Genomic DNA, 18,201 nt, shown 5'->3' with positions numbered 1-18,201 from the left:
GTTACAGAGGCCCGGCAGGCGTTTCACCAGTGCCCTGGAGTGCCCTGTCGGTCAGTTCTTCAACCAATAGATTGAGCTTCTGATCTCTGCTATCGGTCAGTTCTGCCCCCCTTTGTAACTGCAGGTCGTCTGACATCTCGCTGTCCTCTGAGAGCGTTGAGTAGTCCTTCTGGTATTGGTCCTCGATGGCCTCGAACCGGGCCGCATGTTTTGCTCGAAGAAAGTTGCGCCACAGTGTCTCTTGCATGATCGAGTGCTTGAGCGCGGGGCCGGTGTCCATGGCCAAGATGCTGTTTTTAGCCTCACTGATCTGCTCCGCAGAAATACCGGCTATCGGCGCAAAAAACATCGACCGCGTCTGAATCGGCAACCCCAGCGCTTCGGCCAGTTCTATGCGGTAAAACAGCTGTATTTCAGCGACATCGGGCTGCCCTCCAAGCCTCAAGCGCTCGGTGATCACGGCGTCTGCGATCTGGTCGACTTGCCTCAGGCGAAACAACCCCTTGGCCAGATTCAAATGCTGTGTTTCGCGTAGGTCCTCACCGGTAAGGTTTTCGGCTTGATGGATCAGCACCTGCACCTCCAGGTTATCGAGAAGCACCATGACTCCGTCCCGGCAGGTTGCGTCATAGTGAATGCCCTGGAACAGCAGGTCGCGCAAGGCAGTGTCCGCCAGCAGGCGGTCGATCAACGTCCATACACGGTCGTGCAGCGCCAGTCGGGTGTGAGCCGACATGTCCTTTTGACCCTGTGCCAGTCCCGACAGCAACTTGAACAAGTCATTTGCCTTGCCCTCAAATCCCCGGAGCAAGGCCCACTGCTCCAGCTTTTGCTGCCTTTGCGCAGCATTCAGGCCCGGGGATAACCACGGACGGATGTCACCTTCCTGTAAGCGGGCCTCGTCAATTGCATGGGCATGGGCAACAGCCGGTATATGGCCCATATGAATACCGGTTCTGCCCCAGTACTCGATCAGTCGATCACGGCTTTCGGCGGATATTGGATTACCGTGAATCCAGGTAACGCTGTTGCCCGCATTGGCGGCGGGCGTTTCAAACAGCGTCTGCTCGATAGTGACAATATTGTTATGCCGCAGATTGACCTCTTCAAGGTGAGCCAGGCTCTGCAACCCTGCAGGCCAGCCCGTAATTCCGGTTTGCGATAAATTCAAAGAGCGTAACGCCATCATCCGGCTTACGTCCGGCGTAATGCCTAATAGGTTGCGATCAAGGCGAAGCGCTCGAAGAGCCGAACAACCGGCAAGCTGTTGCGCACTCTGAGATGTCAGCACAATGTTGTTTTGTGACAGGTTGAGCGTCGTCAGCAGGGGCATATTGGCAATGGCTGGCGGCAGGCTTCTCAACCGATTGTCAGACATCGTAAGCACACGCAGTTGGCTGAAACTGTTCAAAAACTCATTCGAGCCTCGGTACAGGTTCATGTTATCCATGTGCAGCCCTCTGATATGGCTGAAATCTCCTGTCAGCGCCGGCAGGTCGCCAGCCTGAATTCCGTTGAACACCAGTAAGTAGCCGCCATCGGTGCCTGCTTGCGCCGGGACGGTATCTGTCTCTCTGCGCCAGGCGCGCTCGATCAGCTCGCACACCCGTCGCCTCGCCCCGGGAAGTGCCATTGCAAGATGAGTACCCGCCGTTGGGTAAAGCTGGATGCGCTCCCAACTCTCCAACTGCGCGTGCAACGTCTCGAACTCCACCCGTAACCGCTCAACCTCTGCCCGCATGTTCGTTTCTGTACCGCCCAGCGCGTCCAGAAAGCGCAGAATCTCGACGTAATTCAGGGCCGGGTACAGACCTCTGACCTGGCGAACCAGGTCCAGCGGGTAGATCGACTCACCTTGGCTCAGTGATAAGGGATAGGCGACAAACGAGATATCAACCTTCATTGGCGGCTTGGCCCGAGGGCTCGGTGGCTCCAGCCCCAACAGGGTTTTAACCTCGTCTCTATGGGCGACGGCCAGGTCGCTGATCTTTCTGGCCAGGACCTGGGTGTCGCTCACATCCTTGACCGCGATGCTCGTGCGCTCTGTTTCGTTCAGTGCATGCAAGATGGACGAGAGCAGATTGTTATCTATCACTGATGGGGCATTGAGCGCCTGGCCCTCTTGCCCATAAGCCTGGTAGCGATCATCGCGCTTGACCAGTATCCGGGGCACGGTGCCATCGGCGGAACCCATGCTGTCGAGTACTTGACCGTTCACATCGTGGCGGCGCACCTCAATGCTCACATTTGCGGGCCAGCCCGGCAGGGACTGCAGCAGATGCAACGTGAGCCGCTCACTGTCGGGAGTTGCCGTAGCCTCTATGAACAACCCCTCATAAGCCCGGGCCAGGCGTACATCTCTGGAGGTCCAGGTAATCTGCTCGGCCAGGCGCGGCGGGACCAGCCCCTGATCAAGAAAGTGGTCTTTTTCGCGGCCAGTCGTATGCCTGAGCAAGTTGCTGATGACACTTTTGGGGAGCAGCGGGTATTTGTTTTGAACGACGACTGCATGCTCATCGGTGCTCTTCTCCAGGCTCCGGTAAACCGAGTTGAACACATCAGCTTCGCGCGCCAAGGCATGTGCGGCGATTTTTTTAGCCAACACAAGCATCCGTGCTTCGATCACTGGGTTGTAATCGCCCAGCAAAACCCGGGGGTCTGCCTCATTCATCTGCGAGAGCAAGGCACGCAAAAAACTGCCGTGGTGGGTGTCATCACGGGCGATTCTGATGCGTGGCACGTGACTGCCCAGGTCAGTACCGTATTGCTGCAGGGTGTTGCCTTGTTCGTCCACCACTTGCAGTACTTTGTCCCGTGGCCATCCGGGCAGGCTTTGCATCAATAGCAACTGAAGGTCGGTGCGGGCGTCAGGCAGGGTATGCTGCGCCTGCATTTTTTTCACAAAACCACGGATTTCCCGTTCGATCCCAAAACGTTTCCAGGCATCTATCAGCAAGGGCGGCGGGGTCAGGTTATTCATGTGTACCTGGAGCAACATCCCTTCAGTGGTGTTGCTCACAGCCATGATTGCATGCGCCGTCTCATCGCTCACGGACTGAGGCTCTGCACGCAGTCTTCGCAGGAGCTGGAGCTTGGACCATTGCAGCGGATTCTCGCTTTTCTGCCGCCATGCGCCATCGCCGTTGTGCTCCAGCACCGGCGTATTGACCCCGACTTTATCGGGGTGCTTGAGTCGCCACTTGTGCAACGCGGCATCGAACTCAACCTGATAAACCACACCGTACAACGACAGGTATTTTTTACCCTCTATCTCGTAAAGCCCCAGCTCGCCCGGCGGCTGATCAAGGGGCAATGCCACTGCACGCTGGTATTGGGCCGTGGATTTGTCCCAAAGGCTGACTTGCCCATCAGGCTGACGACTGGCCAGCATCGCATCGCCCAATGCCTTGCGCAGACTCGCGATGTTGATGCCCTGCATGCCCAACTGTGAGTGTTCATCATGTTTGAGCAGCCTGGTGAGCGCCAGATAGAAGCTGTCAGGGGTTGAGCTGAACGTGATGCTCTGTTGACGGCGGTGATCAAAGACCTCGTAAGTACCATTACCGTGATGGCGCAGGACTACACTGGTGTCGTCAGGCCCGGTGGGCGTATAGGCTTTCGCAACATCGGTGACCACCAGCCTGCGATTGAGTTTGTCGTGCAGGGCCCCGCGCGCAAACTCCCTCGCCCAGCCATCGATATCATGGGTGTAGGCCCGCCGGTGATAGATACCGTCCAGGGCCTGATCGACACGCAGCTTTATCTTTAATTGATCCGCCGCACTGGCAAACGGCAGTGGTTGCGAATTGTGCTCCAGAGCGCGGGTGACCTGGTACGCACTGAATGGATGCGCAGCCAGGAGTGGTTCAAGACTCTCGATAGACAACGAGGGGTTGAGTTCATGGAGTTTGGCAAGCAATGGCGTGGTGCTGTCCGAGATCGGCGGGCAGAACAGCGGCAAGTACTTGCGCCCAGCATCTGCGCTGGCAAGCGGGTCGTTGCGCGCGTGCCCTGCAAGCCCGGTAAGCGCCTTGAATAAAAGCTCTCTGTCCTCTCGGGCCAGCACCGCCACTTGTTTGCCGATGAACACAGCCCGTTCGGCCTTTCCCAGACCAGGATTGTCTTCGCGCCCCAGCAGTGAAGTCTCGGGTAACAGGTCGAGTATCAACGCGAATAACTGATGCACCTGTGTACTGCCACGGCCGACATCGTATTTGGCCGCGTATGCACCGTGTTGCAGGCGCTTGACCTGAATACGAATCAACGGCGTACCAGGGCGAAAATCCTTGCCATAGGACTCAATCAACGCCCCTTGTGGACTGAGCACATCCAGCACTGCATTCGCCGGCCAATGCGCCAATTGGGTCAAGACACTCAGTATCGCGCTGTCGGCGTTGACCGGTAATTCACCGCGCGATGGCAAATCGGTGACGATTTGCTCGATGAGTCGATCGGCCATCAGCCGACGTACCCCATCGGCCAGCGGGCCAGGTATGTGCTGGCCTTGCCAGGTGTCTAGCAACTGCTCACGAGAGGTCGCGGTAATGCTCAGCATCCGCTCGATATCCCCAGGCACCGAGCCCGGGGCATCGACCACCAGCATGCGTTGCAACAGCTGAGCGTCGCTCAGGCTCTGAACATCATCAAGCTCCAGCCGCCAGACCTTCGCTACAGAATCAAACACGACAGGCGGCCGGTACACGTGAGCATCAATGGTCTTGAGCACGTAATGGGAGCGTGCAGGGTCACGAATGACTTCGATGGCCAGGGTCTTGTCGCCCTCTTGAACCTTGGCATACACCTTGCCCAGGTGCTGATAAACACCTTCTTGATTGGGCGTCAGGGTGTCCAGCAGGGTGGCGTCCATTTGCGAACAGGCACTCAGGTCGCGATTCCACAAGTGTGTGCTGCCGTCCTGATGAATGACCTTGTGCGGTTGCCCCGCGCGGTTCCAGAGCGTGTTCATGCGTTGCCAATGAGTCTTGCTCGCCACGCCGGTTAAACGCCCACTGATGAGCATATCCACCGAATCAGCCAAAGCACTGGCAAAGCCACTGGCCTCGCCTTTGATGGCCTCCCCCACCCCTTGCGCGGCGCTATAGGCCAACGAACCCAGTATGGCGCCTTGCATGATTGTATTGAGCCCCAGCACCCCTCCGGGCATGGGGGTGGTGAGCAGGGTTAAAACCTCGCTGCCGATGTCAGACAATGCCTCCTTGAACGCCTGCCAGTCCTGATCGGACTTGGACCTGGCCAGCATGTTCAGGTTAGATCGGTAGCGCTCCATATGTCGTTCAGCCAGGACCTGCGCCATTGACTGAGCCATTGGCGGCGATCCAGCGGCGGACATTTCGACATACAGTTGCAAACTGTCCAGGTCGGGTTCGGGGAAGGTGCTGCTAAAGCTGTCATACAAAACCCCCGCCAGCCACGACAGGCCTTCGGGTCTGGGCTCCCCACTCAACAGCTTGTTGAAGAAACCCAGGTCTTTCAACGCCAATTGCCTGACAAACCAGCCCAGTCGCCCATTGCTGTGGTCATGCTTGAGCTGTTGCACGAACTGTTGAAACACGGCGCCTACACTCATGTGCCATAAAACCGCACCGCCCAACCGATTTGGGAAGTAGCTGAAGACCCCGCTGATCCCGGGCACCTTGATGATGAAAAGGGGTAGCGCCACGCTGCCTTTTCCGATGAAGTCATAGTCATCTTCCAAACCAAACAGCAACCTGCCGTCGGCACCCGTGTCCATAGGCGGGTGGACTAATCTGTACTTCCTGTCGAGACCCATTGAAACGGGCCATAGGTGAGGTGGCGAATCTCCCTTCAACATGCCGAGCAATAGCTTATGGTCCCTGCGCTGAACCTTCGAGACGGTGTTGTTTCGTAAAGCCTCCAGTAACTCGAACTCAATACTGGATTTGGCGGCGTCAACAACCAGGCGCATCAAGGTGCCAGCCGGCCCTGCTGCTGCCTCAAGCAAGCGCTTCAACTGAACGCCTAAATCCAGTTTGCGCGCAATCGCAATAAACGGCCCCGCCGATTGTCTCTGCAAGCCCTCGGCGTAATCGATGTGACTGGCCTGCTCGTAACTATAGGGTTTGAGCAACACCGAACCGGTTCGATAGCTGAAATTCTCGCAAGCGGCTTCCCACAGCGTGACCGAGTGAACGCGCTCAATAAATCTTGATTCATCCAGGGCGCGGGTCGTGCGAGACGGGCTGAAGGTGAACCTGGATTCGCGTTCAGGTTTGTCCCCGCTGATGCGTGCGAGGTACTCATTGAAGTCTTCCTGGATATTTTCACGATAGCGCGTGTAGATGCGGGCTTGATCGGGGTTGATATCAAGGCCCGTCAGAGATTTAAGTTCTCGTTGGAGCGCGGAGATTTGAGTGGATTTAAACGTGTCCTTGATCCGTTGGATCTCAGCCTCGACCGCTTCGAGGGTTGCCTGAGCCTTGCGATGAAGTTGGGGATAGCTGTGTTTCTGCTCATCATCAAGACGCGCAAAGTTGGACTGCACCATAGAGGCGATAAAAGACAGCGCTTCATTTTGCGCCCATTGGGTTTTGGTCAGGAGTACCGGTGCTCTACCGGGTACGGGGGGGAACAGGGTTGTCATCATCATGATTCCATTGAGTAATAACCCCAACATAGCCATGGATAAACCTCGGCATGCTGTAGATAAATACCCGAATCAGATGAGCTTTATTGGCACCCAGTAGCACCCAGTGGCACCATGCTATGGTTTGTGTCCTTCATAGAGCAGCCTGTAAACATGGCCATGACTTCTCGCCATCTGCGATTGGCGCTGTATTGCGTGTTGATTTTGGCCGGGGCCGCTGTTGCGGGGGGCTGGGCGATGCGTCAGGCCGATCGCCATGCGCTGGAAGAGCGCGCCAAACGCGGGCCCGAGCAGCTCAATCTGTATGCCAATTCACTGCATACGCTGATCGAACGCTATCGTGCCTTGCCTGCCGTGCTCGCGCTGGACGCTGAACTGGTGGCCGCCCTGAGCGCCCCCGTCACCCCTGAAGTGCAAGCCGCCCTCAATCGAAAACTCGAACGCATCAACGGTGCGGCGCAGTCTTCGACCCTGGAGTTGCTCGACAGCACCGGGCTGGCCGTCGCCGCCAGTAACTGGAACACCTCCAACAGTTATGTGGGGCATAACTATGGTTTCCGGCCCTACTTCAGCCAGACCCGCAGCAAGGGCGCGGGCAGCTTTTATGCGGTGGGCGTGACCAGCGGCATTCCGGGGTACTTCTTGTCCAGTGCCGTGCTCGATGCCGACGGCCGGTTCCTCGGGGCCATGGTGGTCAAACTCGAGTTCCCCCAGCTTGAGCGCGAATGGAGCCTGGGCAACGACACGCTGCTGGTCAGCGACGCACGGGGCATTGTGTTCATTGCCAACCAGCCCGGCTGGCGCTATCGCCACCTGCGCGAATTGAACGACAGCGACCGCAGCGCGATTTCCGACACCCGCCAATACCACAAGCAACCGCTGACACTGATGAATGCTCGCACCCTGCTCAGCTTTGACGACAACAGCTACCTGGCCCGGGTCGACGGTCCGCAAGGCACCGCCGACTATGTGTGGAGTTCGCTGCCACTGAGTACCGAAGGATGGACCCTGCACCTGCTGCAGCGCCCCGGGACCGCTGCCGATGACCGGCGCAATGCCGCACTGGCAGGTATCGGCCTATGGCTGGCGCTGGTGTTTCTGGGCCTGTTTTTGCTCCAGCGCTGGCGCCTGGCACGTTTGCGCCAGCGCAATCGCGAAGAGCTGGAGCAACTGGTCGAAGCCCGTACCCGGGATTTGCGCACCGCGCAAGACGGCCTGGTGCAATCGGCCAAACTCGCCGCACTGGGGCAAATGTCGGCAGCACTGGCCCACGAAATCAACCAGCCGTTAACCGCCCAGCGCATGCAGTTGGCGACTTTGCGCCTGCTGCTCGACCACGGTCGTGTCGACGATGCCTATAAGGCCCTGGCGCCTCTGGAACAGATGATGACGCGCATGGCCGCCCTCACCGGCCACCTCAAGACCTACGCCCGGCAAAGCCCCAGCGGCTTGCGCGAGCGGCTGGATCTGGCGAGCGTGGTGGATCATTCCCTGGAGCTGATGGAGCCACGGATCAAGGAAGAAGCCATCGACCTGAGCATCCAACTGATCCGCCCGGCCTGGGTGCGCGGCGATGCGATCCGCCTGGAACAAGTACTGATCAACCTGCTGCGCAACGCCCTGGATGCCTTGCGCGACGCACCGCGCAAGCACCTGCAAATCCGCATCGAAGCCAACCAGCAACTGTGGCACTTGAGCGTCAGCGACAGTGGCGGCGGGATTAGCGAGGAGAACTTGAGTAAAGTGTTTGATCCCTTCTTCACCACCAAACCCGTGGGTGATGGATTGGGCCTGGGCCTGGCGGTGTCTTACGCCATTGTTCACGAAATCGGCGGTCGCTTGACCGCGTGCAATCATGCCGATGGAGCACGGTTCACACTGACGCTGCCCATCGCACAGGAATCTTGAAACATGCTCAATTCGGTGATCGTGGTCGATGACGAGGCCAGTATTCGTAATGCCGTGGAGCAATGGCTGAGCCTGAGCGGGTTTGAGGTGCAGTTGTTCAGCTGCGCCGAAGACTGCCTGAGTCAATTGCCCGCGCATTTTGCCGGGGTGATTGTCAGTGATGTGCGCATGCCGGGCATGGGCGGCCTTGCTTTGCTGACCCGCTTGCAGCAACTGGATGCGGACTTGCCGGTGATTTTGCTGACCGGCCACGGTGATGTGCCGATGGCCGTAGAAGCCATGCGCGAGGGTGCTTACGATTTTCTCGAAAAACCCTTCAGCCCCGATGCACTGCTCAGCAGCCTGCGCCGAGCCCTGGAGAAACGCCAACTGGTACTGGAAAACCGCCGTTTGCACGAACAGGCTGATCTGCGCGAACTGATCGACGGCCGCCTGCTGGGCGTGTCGCGCAGCTTGCAGACCTTGCGCCGCCAGGTGCTGGAACTGGCGCCGCTGCCGGTCAATGTGTTGATCCGCGGCGAGACCGGCAGCGGTAAAGAATTGGTTGCCCGCTGCCTGCATGACTTTGGCCCCCGTGCCGACAAACCCTTTGTCGCGCTGAACTGCGCGGCCATCCCCGAGCAACTGTTTGAGGCCGAGCTGTTCGGCCACGAAAGCGGCGCATTTACAGGCGCCCAGGGCAAGCGTATCGGCAAGCTGGAATACGCCGATGGCGGCACCTTGTTTCTGGATGAAATCGAAAGCATGCCGCTGGCCCAGCAGGCCAAATTGCTGCGGGTGTTGCAGGAACAAAAGCTGGAGCGTCTGGGCTCCAATCAGAGCATTACCGTGGATTTGCGAGTGATTGCCGCGACCAAGCCCGACTTGCTCGAAGAAGCCCGCGCCGGACGCTTTCGCGAAGACCTGGCGTATCGCCTGACCGTGGCGGAGCTGCGCCTGGCCCCTCTGCGCGAGCGCCGCGAAGATATTCCATTGCTGTACGAGTACTTTGCCCACAGCGCCGCTGAGCGCATGGGCCGTAGTGCGCAACCGTTGAGCGGGGTGCAGTTGTCACGGTTGCTGAGCCACGACTGGCCGGGCAACGTGCGTGAACTGGCCAACACTGCCGAACGGGACGTTCTGGGCCTGAGCGAATTGCCTGTTGAAGACTGCGACGCTGGCCAGTCGCTGGTGGCGCAGCAGGAAGCCTTTGAGGCGCAATGCCTGCGTGCCGCGTTGACCCGGCATAAAGGCGACATCAAGGCGGTACTTAACGAATTGCAACTGCCGCGCCGTACCCTGAATGAAAAAATGCAGCGCCACGGACTGGTGCGTGAAGCGTTTTTGAGCAGCGAGTAAACTGCCAGCCCTCACCTCTGCCCTCTCCCTTCGGGGAGGGTCAGGGGGAAGAAGCGCTGATATTCGGCGGATTTCCGCTCATCGCCACACCACTAATCAGCGGATTCCCGCTCACTCACGTCCCTCCCCCCCTTGAAAACCGGGCTCTGCAGCCTTGGCACAACTCCTGCTATATCCCAGCAAGCTCGCGTTTTGACGCGCTATAAAAAAACAATGAAAGAAGGATCCATTTAATGGATAACTCCAGCACCCTGCCTGCCGGGTCCGTGTCTGCGGCCCCTAAAGAAAAGACCACTTCCAGCCGTATCAAATCGATTTTCAGTGGTTCCGTCGGCAACATGGTCGAGTGGTACGACTGGTACGTTTACGCCGCGTTCTCCCTGTATTTCGCCAAGGCCTTTTTCCCGAAAGGCGACACCACCGCACAACTGCTCAACACCGCTGCGATCTTCGCCGTAGGCTTCCTGATGCGCCCGATCGGCGGCTGGCTGATGGGGCTGTACGCTGACCGCAAAGGCCGCAAAGCCGCACTGATGGCCTCGGTGCTGTTGATGTGCTTCGGTTCGCTGGTGATTGCGCTGTCGCCCGGTTACGAAACCATCGGTGTCTGGGCACCCGTCCTGCTGGTCTTCGCCCGTCTGCTGCAAGGTTTGTCAGTCGGTGGCGAATACGGCACGTCGGCTACCTACCTGAGCGAGATGGCGACCAAAGAGCGTCGCGGCTTCTTCTCCAGCTTCCAGTACGTGACCCTGATCTCGGGTCAGCTCATCGCGCTGGGCGTGCTGATCGTGCTGCAACAAACCCTGACCGAAGAGCAGCTGTACAGCTGGGGCTGGCGCGTACCGTTCGTGATCGGCGCCCTGTGTGCCGTGGTTGCGCTGTATCTGCGTCGCGGCATGGAAGAAACCGAGTCGTTCAAGAAGGCCCGGGTCAAGCCTAAAGAAAGCGCCATGCGCACCTTGATGCGCCACCCTAAAGAGCTGATGACCGTAGTAGGCCTGACCATGGGCGGTACGCTGGCGTTCTACACCTACACCACGTACATGCAGAAATACCTGGTGAACACGGTGGGCATGAGCATCTCGGATTCCACCACCATTTCGGCGGCGACCCTGTTTCTGTTCATGTGCATCCAGCCGCTGGTAGGCGCGCTGTCGGACAAGATCGGCCGTCGTCCAATCCTGATCGCCTTCGGCGTTCTGGGCACCCTGTTCACCGTGCCGATCCTCACCACCTTGCACACCGTCACCACCTGGTGGGGCGCGTTCTTCCTGATCATGGCCGCGCTGATCATTGTCAGCGGTTACACCTCGATCAACGCCGTGGTGAAAGCTGAACTGTTCCCGACCGAAATTCGCGCACTGGGCGTGGGCTTGCCTTACGCGCTGACCGTGTCGATCTTCGGCGGTACGGCCGAATACATCGCGCTGTGGTTCAAGAGTGCGGGCATGGAAACCGGTTACTACTGGTACGTGACAGCCTGTATCGCCTGCTCGCTGGCGGTGTACGCCACCATGAAAGACACCCGCAAGCACTCGCGGATCGAGACCGACTGAACACCAGACCTGCAGGCGCTGGCGAAAGCTGCGCCTACAGGTCCGCAGTTGCCTCAAGACAACTCGGCCACTCCTGGCCGGGTTTGTTTGTTTTTGAGATACGCAGCACCGGCAATCATCGCCACCAATATCCCCGCCAATACCAGTGAAGAACCGATGGTGCCGAAGTCCAGCCCGCCCTTTTCAGGGGGTTTGGTGAGGAAGTCGCCCAAGGTTGCGCCAAACGGGCGCGTCAGCACGAACGCCACCCAGAACAACACCACCGACGAGATTTTGGTGAAGTAGCGCGCCAGTACCACGACCGCAATGGTCGCCCCGATAAACAGCGCCCCGCCTGCAAAACCCAGCCCGGAATCATCCGCCAGGTAATCACCCAAGGCCGTACCCAGCGTGTTGGAAAACAGAATCGCCATCCAGTAGAACATCTCGCCGCGTGGCGTCTGTACCTGGCTGACGTTCAGCGACTCGCCGCTCCATTTCCAGAGCGCAAAGATCGCGACCAGTATCGACACCAGAATCAACGAGCCCGTGGCGTAACCCAGGCCCAGTGTGCGGTCCATAAAGTCCGACATGGTGGTGCCTGCCGTACTGGTCGAAAGGATCACCAGCCAATACAACACGGGGTTGTAGGTTTTGGAAAACAGCTGGGTCAGCAAAGTCAGGACAAATACGCTGATCAGGATCATGGAGCTGACGGCATAGCCCACATTGAGGGTCATCGACAGCAGATCGCCTGCGGTCTCGCCCAAAGTTGTGGCGCAGATTTTCATCACCCAAAACGCAAGGGTGATCTGAGGAAGTTTGTTCATTCGGTCCGGGCTCCAGTACTCAAGGGTGCAAAGCCGCTTTGGGTCTCGGCTTTTTTGCCGGCGCAAGACTGGTGCTCACAGGGTGAAAAATAGGTAACGGCGAAATGAAAAGCGTGTCTGCAAAGAAGATTATCTCTAATTAATAGTCAGTTAATTCTGTTAGCCCACTATCAATCTCAACAAGACCTCTATGGATGGCTGACCCGGTCAGCACCCGGACAGGATGCAGGACAGTGTGTGAAGTCTGTTTTTGCTCGGCCACACACATCGAATAAATTGATTATTTAGGTCTAATTTTTGCGCTTTTTAATCAAATTTATCGGAGTAGTCTTAAACCCATAGACACACCACACCCCCAAACACGCAACAAGGAGCATCACCATGAAAACCAAATTTATCCTCGCCGCCGCCCTCTCCGTCCTGGCCTTCAACGCCTTTGCAGACGATGGCTACGATCGCACTCACTCTGCGAGCTTTGCTGAAGACGGCTACAGCCGCACCGGTTCTGCTGCCGTTGCCGCTGACGGTTTCGACCGCACGGGTTCCGCCACGTTTGCAGAAGACGGCTACGACAAAACCGGCTCAGCCACCTTTGCCGAAGACGGTTTCAGCCGCACTAAATCGGACACCTTTGCCGCTGATGGTTTCGATCGCACTCACGGCGCCCGTTTCAGCTAACAGCTGAAGCAGGCATCCAGCCCGGCCTCGGCCGGGCTTAGTCGTTTTTGGGGGGAGCAAAAAGCCTCTGTAGACGCTGACGAGCCTACCTCCGCAGCGACCGCAAGCGAGGTTGCGCAAAATTTTGTCATTCGCGCAAATGCCTTGCACTATATGCCCCCCTCTCCCCCAGCCGTTTGCGGACTCTTGCCATGCATGACGATATTCATTTCTATGAACCTTCCCAAGGCCACGGCCTGCCCCATGACCCGTTCAACGCCATCGTGGGCCCACGTCCGATTGGCTGGATTTCGTCTCAGGATGCCCAAGGCCGGCTGAACCTTGCGCCGTACAGCTTTTTCAATGCGTTCAACTACATCCCGCCGATCATCGGGTTTTGCAGTGTGGGCCGCAAAGACAGCCTCAATAACATCGAGCAAACCGGCGAATTCGTGTGGAACCTGGCCACGCGCCCTTTGGCCGAGGCGATGAACCAAAGCTGCGCCATGGTCGGGCCTGACGTGAATGAGTTCGAGTTGGCCGGGTTGACGACCGCACCTTCACGGGTGATTAGCGTGCCACGGGTTGCCGAAACGCCCGTGTCGTTTGAGTGCAAGGTCACGCAGATTATTCAGCTGCAACGAGCCAATAAAGAGTTGGTGCCAAGCTGGCTGATTCTGGGCGAGGTGGTGGCGGTGCATATCGCCAGGCATCTGCTCAAAGACGGGATTTACGACACTGCAGCCGCCGAGCCAATTTTGCGCGGCGGCGGCCCCGCGGATTACTTCCAGTTAGGCCCCGAGGCGCTATTCAAGATGCACCGCCCGCGATAACGACTTACCAGACCAGTTCGGCGTCTTCGGTGACGCCTTGCAGGGCCTCAAGTTGCTGCGCAGCGGCAGCATCGGCAGCGGTCGCTGTTTTGAAGGTTTGCTCGATCAGCACTTTGTGAAAGCGTGGCGCCCCACCTTCGTACAAGGCTTTGACCGCAATCGCCGCGTGATAAACACCGGGTTCTACCGGAACAACCGCCGATACCGCTTCAAACTGTGCAAATTCTTTACGTGCCATGCTGCAACTCCCGGCCAATGGAAAAACCGGCATTCTACCTGTTCAATCCCGTTGCATCGCTGAAGGTCTGAAAATCGAGGCTATCCACCACTTGCTGGTGAACCAGCAGGCTGTAGACGTCCATCACCGATGAGTTGAAATACGCTTGCATCGAGGGTTCGTCCTGCCAATAGCCTGCTACATGCCACAGCAGCGGATCACTGTGGGAATGCTGCAAGGCAAAATGCAGGCAGCCGGGCGTCAGCAGCGTCGGTTCGATCAGTTGGCTCAGGCACGCCTCAACCTGGGCCGAACATCCGGCACGGGCGCGAACCAGGGTCATGTGACTGACGGCATGGGGCTGGGGCATGGTGGCCTCCACAAAGGAAAGTGGTGTTGGGGGGTGAGGTTCAAATCTTACGGAGCAGATGGCCATGCCGTTAGTCGATTCCTGCCCCTGGATTGCACGATTCTGCAAAACCTCGCTTTCTCACACCGCCAATGCACAACTCAGCCCCCTTCCCGGCCATCCGGGTTTCGAGCAATCATCGGCGCCTGCAACGGGTTCGACAGATACTTGAGCGCTACCTCTGACAGGATCAGGCAAGTGTGCAGCAGAAATTGGCTACCCCTTGGCCTTGCACAAACTTAAGCTGTGCCTATTCCACGACTTTACTGAGGATGTGCCGCATGTCATTGCTGGAGCCATCGCCCCCCGTACTCGACCCCGCGCTTGAAAAGCAGCGTGTTGAGCTGGCTGATCTGATTTACCGCCACGCCCGCACAGACGGTACCTTCACCACCGGCGTCGAGGCGTTGTTTGTATCGCGCTACAGCCAGCCCAGCGATTTCTCCCCAAGCTTGCCCAAGCCCGCGCTGTGCATCATGGCCCAAGGGCGCAAAGAGGTGCGGTTGGCCGATGAGTACTTCGCCTACGACCCCCTCAACTATCTGGTGGTTTCAGTGTCGATGCCGATCAGTGGCCGAGTGCTGGAAATCTCCCCCGAGCGCCCGGTGCTGGCCTTGCGCCTGGATATTGATCCGGTGGAAATCACCACGTTGATCAGCGATGCCGGCCCCATGGGCGTACCCTCGCGCCCTGCAGGCCGAGGGCTGTACGTGGAACCCATTGACCAGCCGATGCTCGATGCGTTGCTGCGCCTGACCCGCTTGCTCGACACCCCGAAAGACATCGCCATGCTTGCCCCCCTGATTCGGCGCGAGATTTTGTACCGCCTGTTGCGCAGCCCTCAAGGTTACCGGCTGTATGAAATCGCCAGCGAGAACAGTCAAACCCACCGTGTCAGCCGTGCAATTTCATGGCTTAACGGCAACTTTGAGCAACCGCTGCGCATCGACAGCCTGGCGCGGGAGGCCAATCTCAGCGTGTCGACCTTGCACCACAGGTTCAAGGCGATGACCGCCATGAGCCCGCTGCAGTACCAAAAGCAGCTGCGGCTCAACGAAGCGCGACGGTTGATGATCAGCGAAGGGCTGGATGCCTCGGCCGCCGGTTATCGGGTGGGCTATGAAAGCCCGTCGCAATTCAGCCGCGAGTACAGCCGCCAGTTTGGCGCGCCACCGGTGCGGGATCTGGCGCGCCTGCGCATGAGCCTATAGCGCGATCGATTGCTGCCAGTGCAACTCATCGATTTCAATCACGGTTGGCCCCTGACGGTCGGCCGCACTGGCCAGTGCGGCGCGCAATTGCGCCTCGCCTTCAACCGCCAGCGCGGTACAGCCCAAGGCCCTGGCCACGCCGATAAAGTCCGGGGTGTAGATGTCGACCCCCACCGGCTCGATGGCGCGATTGAGCATGTATTTTTTGATTTCGCCGTACCCCTGATTGTTCCACAGCAACACGATGATCGGCGTGCGCGCTTCAACCGCGCTGGCCAGTTCGGCCAGGGTAAATTGCAAACCACCATCACCGATCAGGCATAGCACCGGGCCACCCGGCTGGCCGTCGGCACGACGCCCCAGCCAGGCCCCGACCGCCGCCGGCAAGGCATAGCCCAGGGTGCCGTAGCCGGTCGATGAGTTAAACCAGCGGCGCGGCTGCTCGGGGTTGAAAGTGAGGTTGCCGGTGTACACCGGCTGGGTCGAATCGCCCACACACACGGCATCCGGCAGCACATCGAACAGGGTCTGCAAGAAACGGGTTTGTGCCCGGGTTGGCTCATCCCGTTCGCTGGCCAGTTGCGCGCACAGGCGGCTGACCCGCGCCGCGCCCCAGTCGGCGCCCCGGGGCTCCAGGGCCGGAAGGTTCGCCAGCAAGGCCTCGGCGGCCAATCGGGCGTCGGCCACCAGCGCCAGGGTTGGCGGGTAGTTGCGCACGGTCTGGTCAGGGTCAATGTCGATCCGCAGCAAGGCACCGGGAATCTCGAAACCGCCCGCAAAGGTAACGTCGTAATCGGTTTCGGCCAGCTCAGTGCCAATCGCCAGTACCACGTCAGCCTCGGCCACCAGCGCCCGCGTCGCGACAAGCGACTGGGTGGAGCCCATGAGCAACGGATGGCTCGCGGGCAGCATGCCCTTGGCGTTGATGGTCAGGGCCACCGGTGCCCCCAGTCGCTCAGCCAGTTGCAATAGCGCAGGCGCCGCATCAATGGCGCCACCGCCGGCCAGAATCAACGGGCGCCTGGCCAGGGCCAGTTGCCGGGTCATCTGTTCGATGGCCGCAGGCGCAGCACCAGGGCGGGTGATGCTGACCGGTTGGCTGGCGAGCAGCGCATCGGCGTTTTCCACCAGCACGTCCAACGGGATTTCGATGTGCACCGGCCGTGGCCGCCCTGCCTGAAACAGCGCAAACGCCCGCGCCAGCACGCCCGGCAATTCGGCGGCCGACATCAGCGTATGGGAAAACGCCGCGACGCCTGCCACCAGCGCCCCCTGATTCGGCAACTCATGCAACTTGCCACGACCGCCGCCCAGCTGGCTGCGGGACTGGACGCTGGAGATCACCAGCATCGGGATCGAGTCCCCATAGGCCTGGCCCATGGCCGTGGTGATATTGGTCATGCCCGGCCCGGTGATGATGAAACACACCCCCGGCTTGCCGCTGGTACGGGCATAGCCATCGGCCATAAAGCCTGCACCCTGCTCATGGCGCGGGGTGATGTGGTTGATCTTCGATCCTGCCAGCCCGCGATACAGCTCAACGGTGTGCACGCCCGGGATGCCAAACACCTGCTCAACCCCGTACGCCTCCAGCAACTTGACCAATACTTCGCCGCACGTCGCCATGTGTTCTGCTCCTGTTCTTGTTCTCGGATGAACCATTGAAGCGGCCGGATGTGGTGCGCACAACGCAAACGTGCTCATACTAGCCATGTCCTGCACTCATGGCTGACGTCCGATGAAACGCTTACCGCCACTCCCCGCGCTGCATACTTTTTTGATCACGGCCCAATGTTGCAACTTCACCCGTGCCGGTGAGCAGTTGCACATCACTCAGGGGGCGGTGAGCCGACAAATTGCCGGGCTTGAGGAGCACCTGGGGTATGCCCTGTTCCATCGCCAGGCCCGCGGCCTGAGCCTGACCGAACAAGGCGCGGCGCTGTACCCGCGTATCGAGCAGGTGTTCGACCTGATCGGCGAGGCTGTCGAGCACGCCAGCATCCGGCGTACCCCGCTGCAAATCAAAGCCCCCACCTGCATGCTGCGCTGGCTGCTGCCCAAGTTGCAGCACTGGCAAAAGCTACGCCCGGACGTGCCGGTGGAGCTGACCAGCAGCGTGGAGCATGGTGTGGATTTTCGTCGTGAGGCGTTCGATGCGGCCGTGGTCTACAGCCCGCAGCCGGGGTCAAAACGTGCAGGTCAGCACCTGTTCGACGAACAACTGACCCCGGTCTGCGCCCCGCACTTGCTGGACGGCAGCAACGCCCTCAACCATCTGAACGACCTCGCGCAGCACACCCTGCTGCACCCCAGCCGGGATCAACGGGACTGGACCAACTGGCTCAATGCGGTAGGGGGCGATCTGTCGAGCATCCGCCAGAATCAGTACTTCGACACCCTGGACCTGGCCATGACCATAGCGGCTCAGGGCAGCGGCGTGGCGATTGGCGATTGGTCCCTGATTGGCGACGATCTGAAGGCCGGCCGACTGGCCATGCCTTTTGATTTCAAAGTGCGCACCGGCGCGGCGTATTACCTGGTGTGCTCGCCGCGCAGCGAGCTGTCAGCGCCGTTGCGTGAGTTGATGGGGTGGTTGGTGCAACAGACTGAGCATTAACAACAGTGGGAGCTGGCTCCC

12 protein-coding genes are annotated in these 18,201 nt (G+C 59.1%); 7 read left to right on the top strand and 5 right to left on the bottom strand.

The window, feature by feature from the left end; translation table 11 throughout:
• Nucleotide 1: 1 nt before the first annotated feature.
• Nucleotides 2–6,625: an NEL-type E3 ubiquitin ligase domain-containing protein gene (locus BLW11_RS09770; protein WP_048358905.1), complete on the bottom strand. Its 6,624-nt coding sequence runs from the start codon at nt 6,623–6,625 to the stop codon at nt 2–4.
• 153 nt (nt 6,626–6,778) lie between these two features.
• Here BLW11_RS09770 and BLW11_RS09765 point away from each other — a divergent pair, with 153 nt between their 5' ends.
• The 3 genes from BLW11_RS09765 (at nt 6,779) to BLW11_RS09755 (ending at nt 11,427) form a co-directional block, all read left to right on the top strand.
• Nucleotides 6,779–8,533 carry a sensor histidine kinase gene (locus BLW11_RS09765; RefSeq protein WP_048358906.1) on the top strand — a complete coding sequence of 585 codons (1,755 nt, stop codon included), beginning with the start codon at nt 6,779–6,781 and terminating at the stop codon, nt 8,531–8,533.
• A 3-nt stretch (nt 8,534–8,536) separates the two neighbouring features.
• Nucleotides 8,537–9,871 (top strand): sigma-54-dependent transcriptional regulator, encoded by a 1,335-nt coding sequence (locus BLW11_RS09760; protein ID WP_048358907.1) that lies wholly within the window; start codon nt 8,537–8,539, stop codon nt 9,869–9,871.
• Between the two features lie 233 nt (nt 9,872–10,104).
• A complete protein-coding gene (locus BLW11_RS09755; RefSeq protein ID WP_048358908.1) occupies nt 10,105–11,427 on the top strand; it encodes an MFS transporter in 1,323 nt (440 codons plus the stop codon).
• A 53-nt stretch (nt 11,428–11,480) separates the two neighbouring features.
• Here the strand turns inward: BLW11_RS09755 and BLW11_RS09750 are convergent, their stop codons facing one another.
• Entirely contained in the window at nt 11,481–12,236 is a 756-nt protein-coding gene (locus BLW11_RS09750; RefSeq protein ID WP_048358909.1) for a COG4705 family protein, read from the bottom strand.
• A gap of 381 nt (nt 12,237–12,617) precedes the next feature.
• Between BLW11_RS09750 and BLW11_RS09740 the strand changes: the two genes are divergently transcribed.
• Both BLW11_RS09740 and BLW11_RS09735 read left to right on the top strand, forming a co-directional pair.
• Nucleotides 12,618–12,914 carry a hypothetical protein gene (locus tag BLW11_RS09740; RefSeq protein WP_048358910.1) on the top strand — a complete coding sequence of 99 codons (297 nt, stop codon included), beginning with the start codon at nt 12,618–12,620 and terminating at the stop codon, nt 12,912–12,914.
• Between the two features lie 191 nt (nt 12,915–13,105).
• On the top strand, nt 13,106–13,726 hold the full coding sequence (locus tag BLW11_RS09735; RefSeq protein WP_048358911.1) for a flavin reductase family protein: 621 nt from the start codon (nt 13,106–13,108) through the stop codon (nt 13,724–13,726).
• Nucleotides 13,727–13,730: 4 nt separating this feature from the next.
• Here the strand turns inward: BLW11_RS09735 and BLW11_RS09730 are convergent, their stop codons facing one another.
• Together BLW11_RS09730 and BLW11_RS09725 are read right to left on the bottom strand one after the other, a co-directional pair.
• Nucleotides 13,731–13,964: a hypothetical protein gene (locus tag BLW11_RS09730; protein WP_048359518.1), complete on the bottom strand. Its 234-nt coding sequence runs from the start codon at nt 13,962–13,964 to the stop codon at nt 13,731–13,733.
• A 34-nt stretch (nt 13,965–13,998) separates the two neighbouring features.
• A complete protein-coding gene (locus BLW11_RS09725; RefSeq protein ID WP_048358912.1) occupies nt 13,999–14,313 on the bottom strand; it encodes a putative quinol monooxygenase in 315 nt (104 codons plus the stop codon).
• Nucleotides 14,314–14,633: 320 nt separating this feature from the next.
• Here BLW11_RS09725 and BLW11_RS09720 point away from each other — a divergent pair, with 320 nt between their 5' ends.
• Nucleotides 14,634–15,563, top strand: a complete 930-nt coding sequence (locus BLW11_RS09720) for an AraC family transcriptional regulator (protein WP_048358913.1) — start codon at nt 14,634–14,636, stop codon at nt 15,561–15,563.
• Here the strand turns inward: BLW11_RS09720 and BLW11_RS09715 are convergent.
• On the bottom strand, nt 15,558–17,189 hold the full coding sequence (locus tag BLW11_RS09715) for a 5-guanidino-2-oxopentanoate decarboxylase (RefSeq protein ID WP_048358914.1): 1,632 nt from the start codon (nt 17,187–17,189) through the stop codon (nt 15,558–15,560). The genes BLW11_RS09720 and BLW11_RS09715 overlap by 6 nt on opposite strands.
• A gap of 112 nt (nt 17,190–17,301) precedes the next feature.
• Between BLW11_RS09715 and BLW11_RS09710 the strand changes: the two genes are divergently transcribed.
• The gene (locus BLW11_RS09710; RefSeq protein ID WP_048358915.1) at nt 17,302–18,180 is read left to right on the top strand and encodes a LysR substrate-binding domain-containing protein; all 879 of its coding nucleotides are present in this window, start codon (nt 17,302–17,304) and stop codon (nt 18,178–18,180) included.
• Nucleotides 18,181–18,201 lie beyond the last annotated feature (21 nt).

Source organism: Pseudomonas deceptionensis (assembly GCF_900106095.1).
GTDB lineage: Bacteria > Pseudomonadota > Gammaproteobacteria > Pseudomonadales > Pseudomonadaceae > Aquipseudomonas > Aquipseudomonas deceptionensis.
Note: the sequence above shows the minus strand (reverse complement) of the source record. Positions and strands in the feature narration are given on the sequence as shown.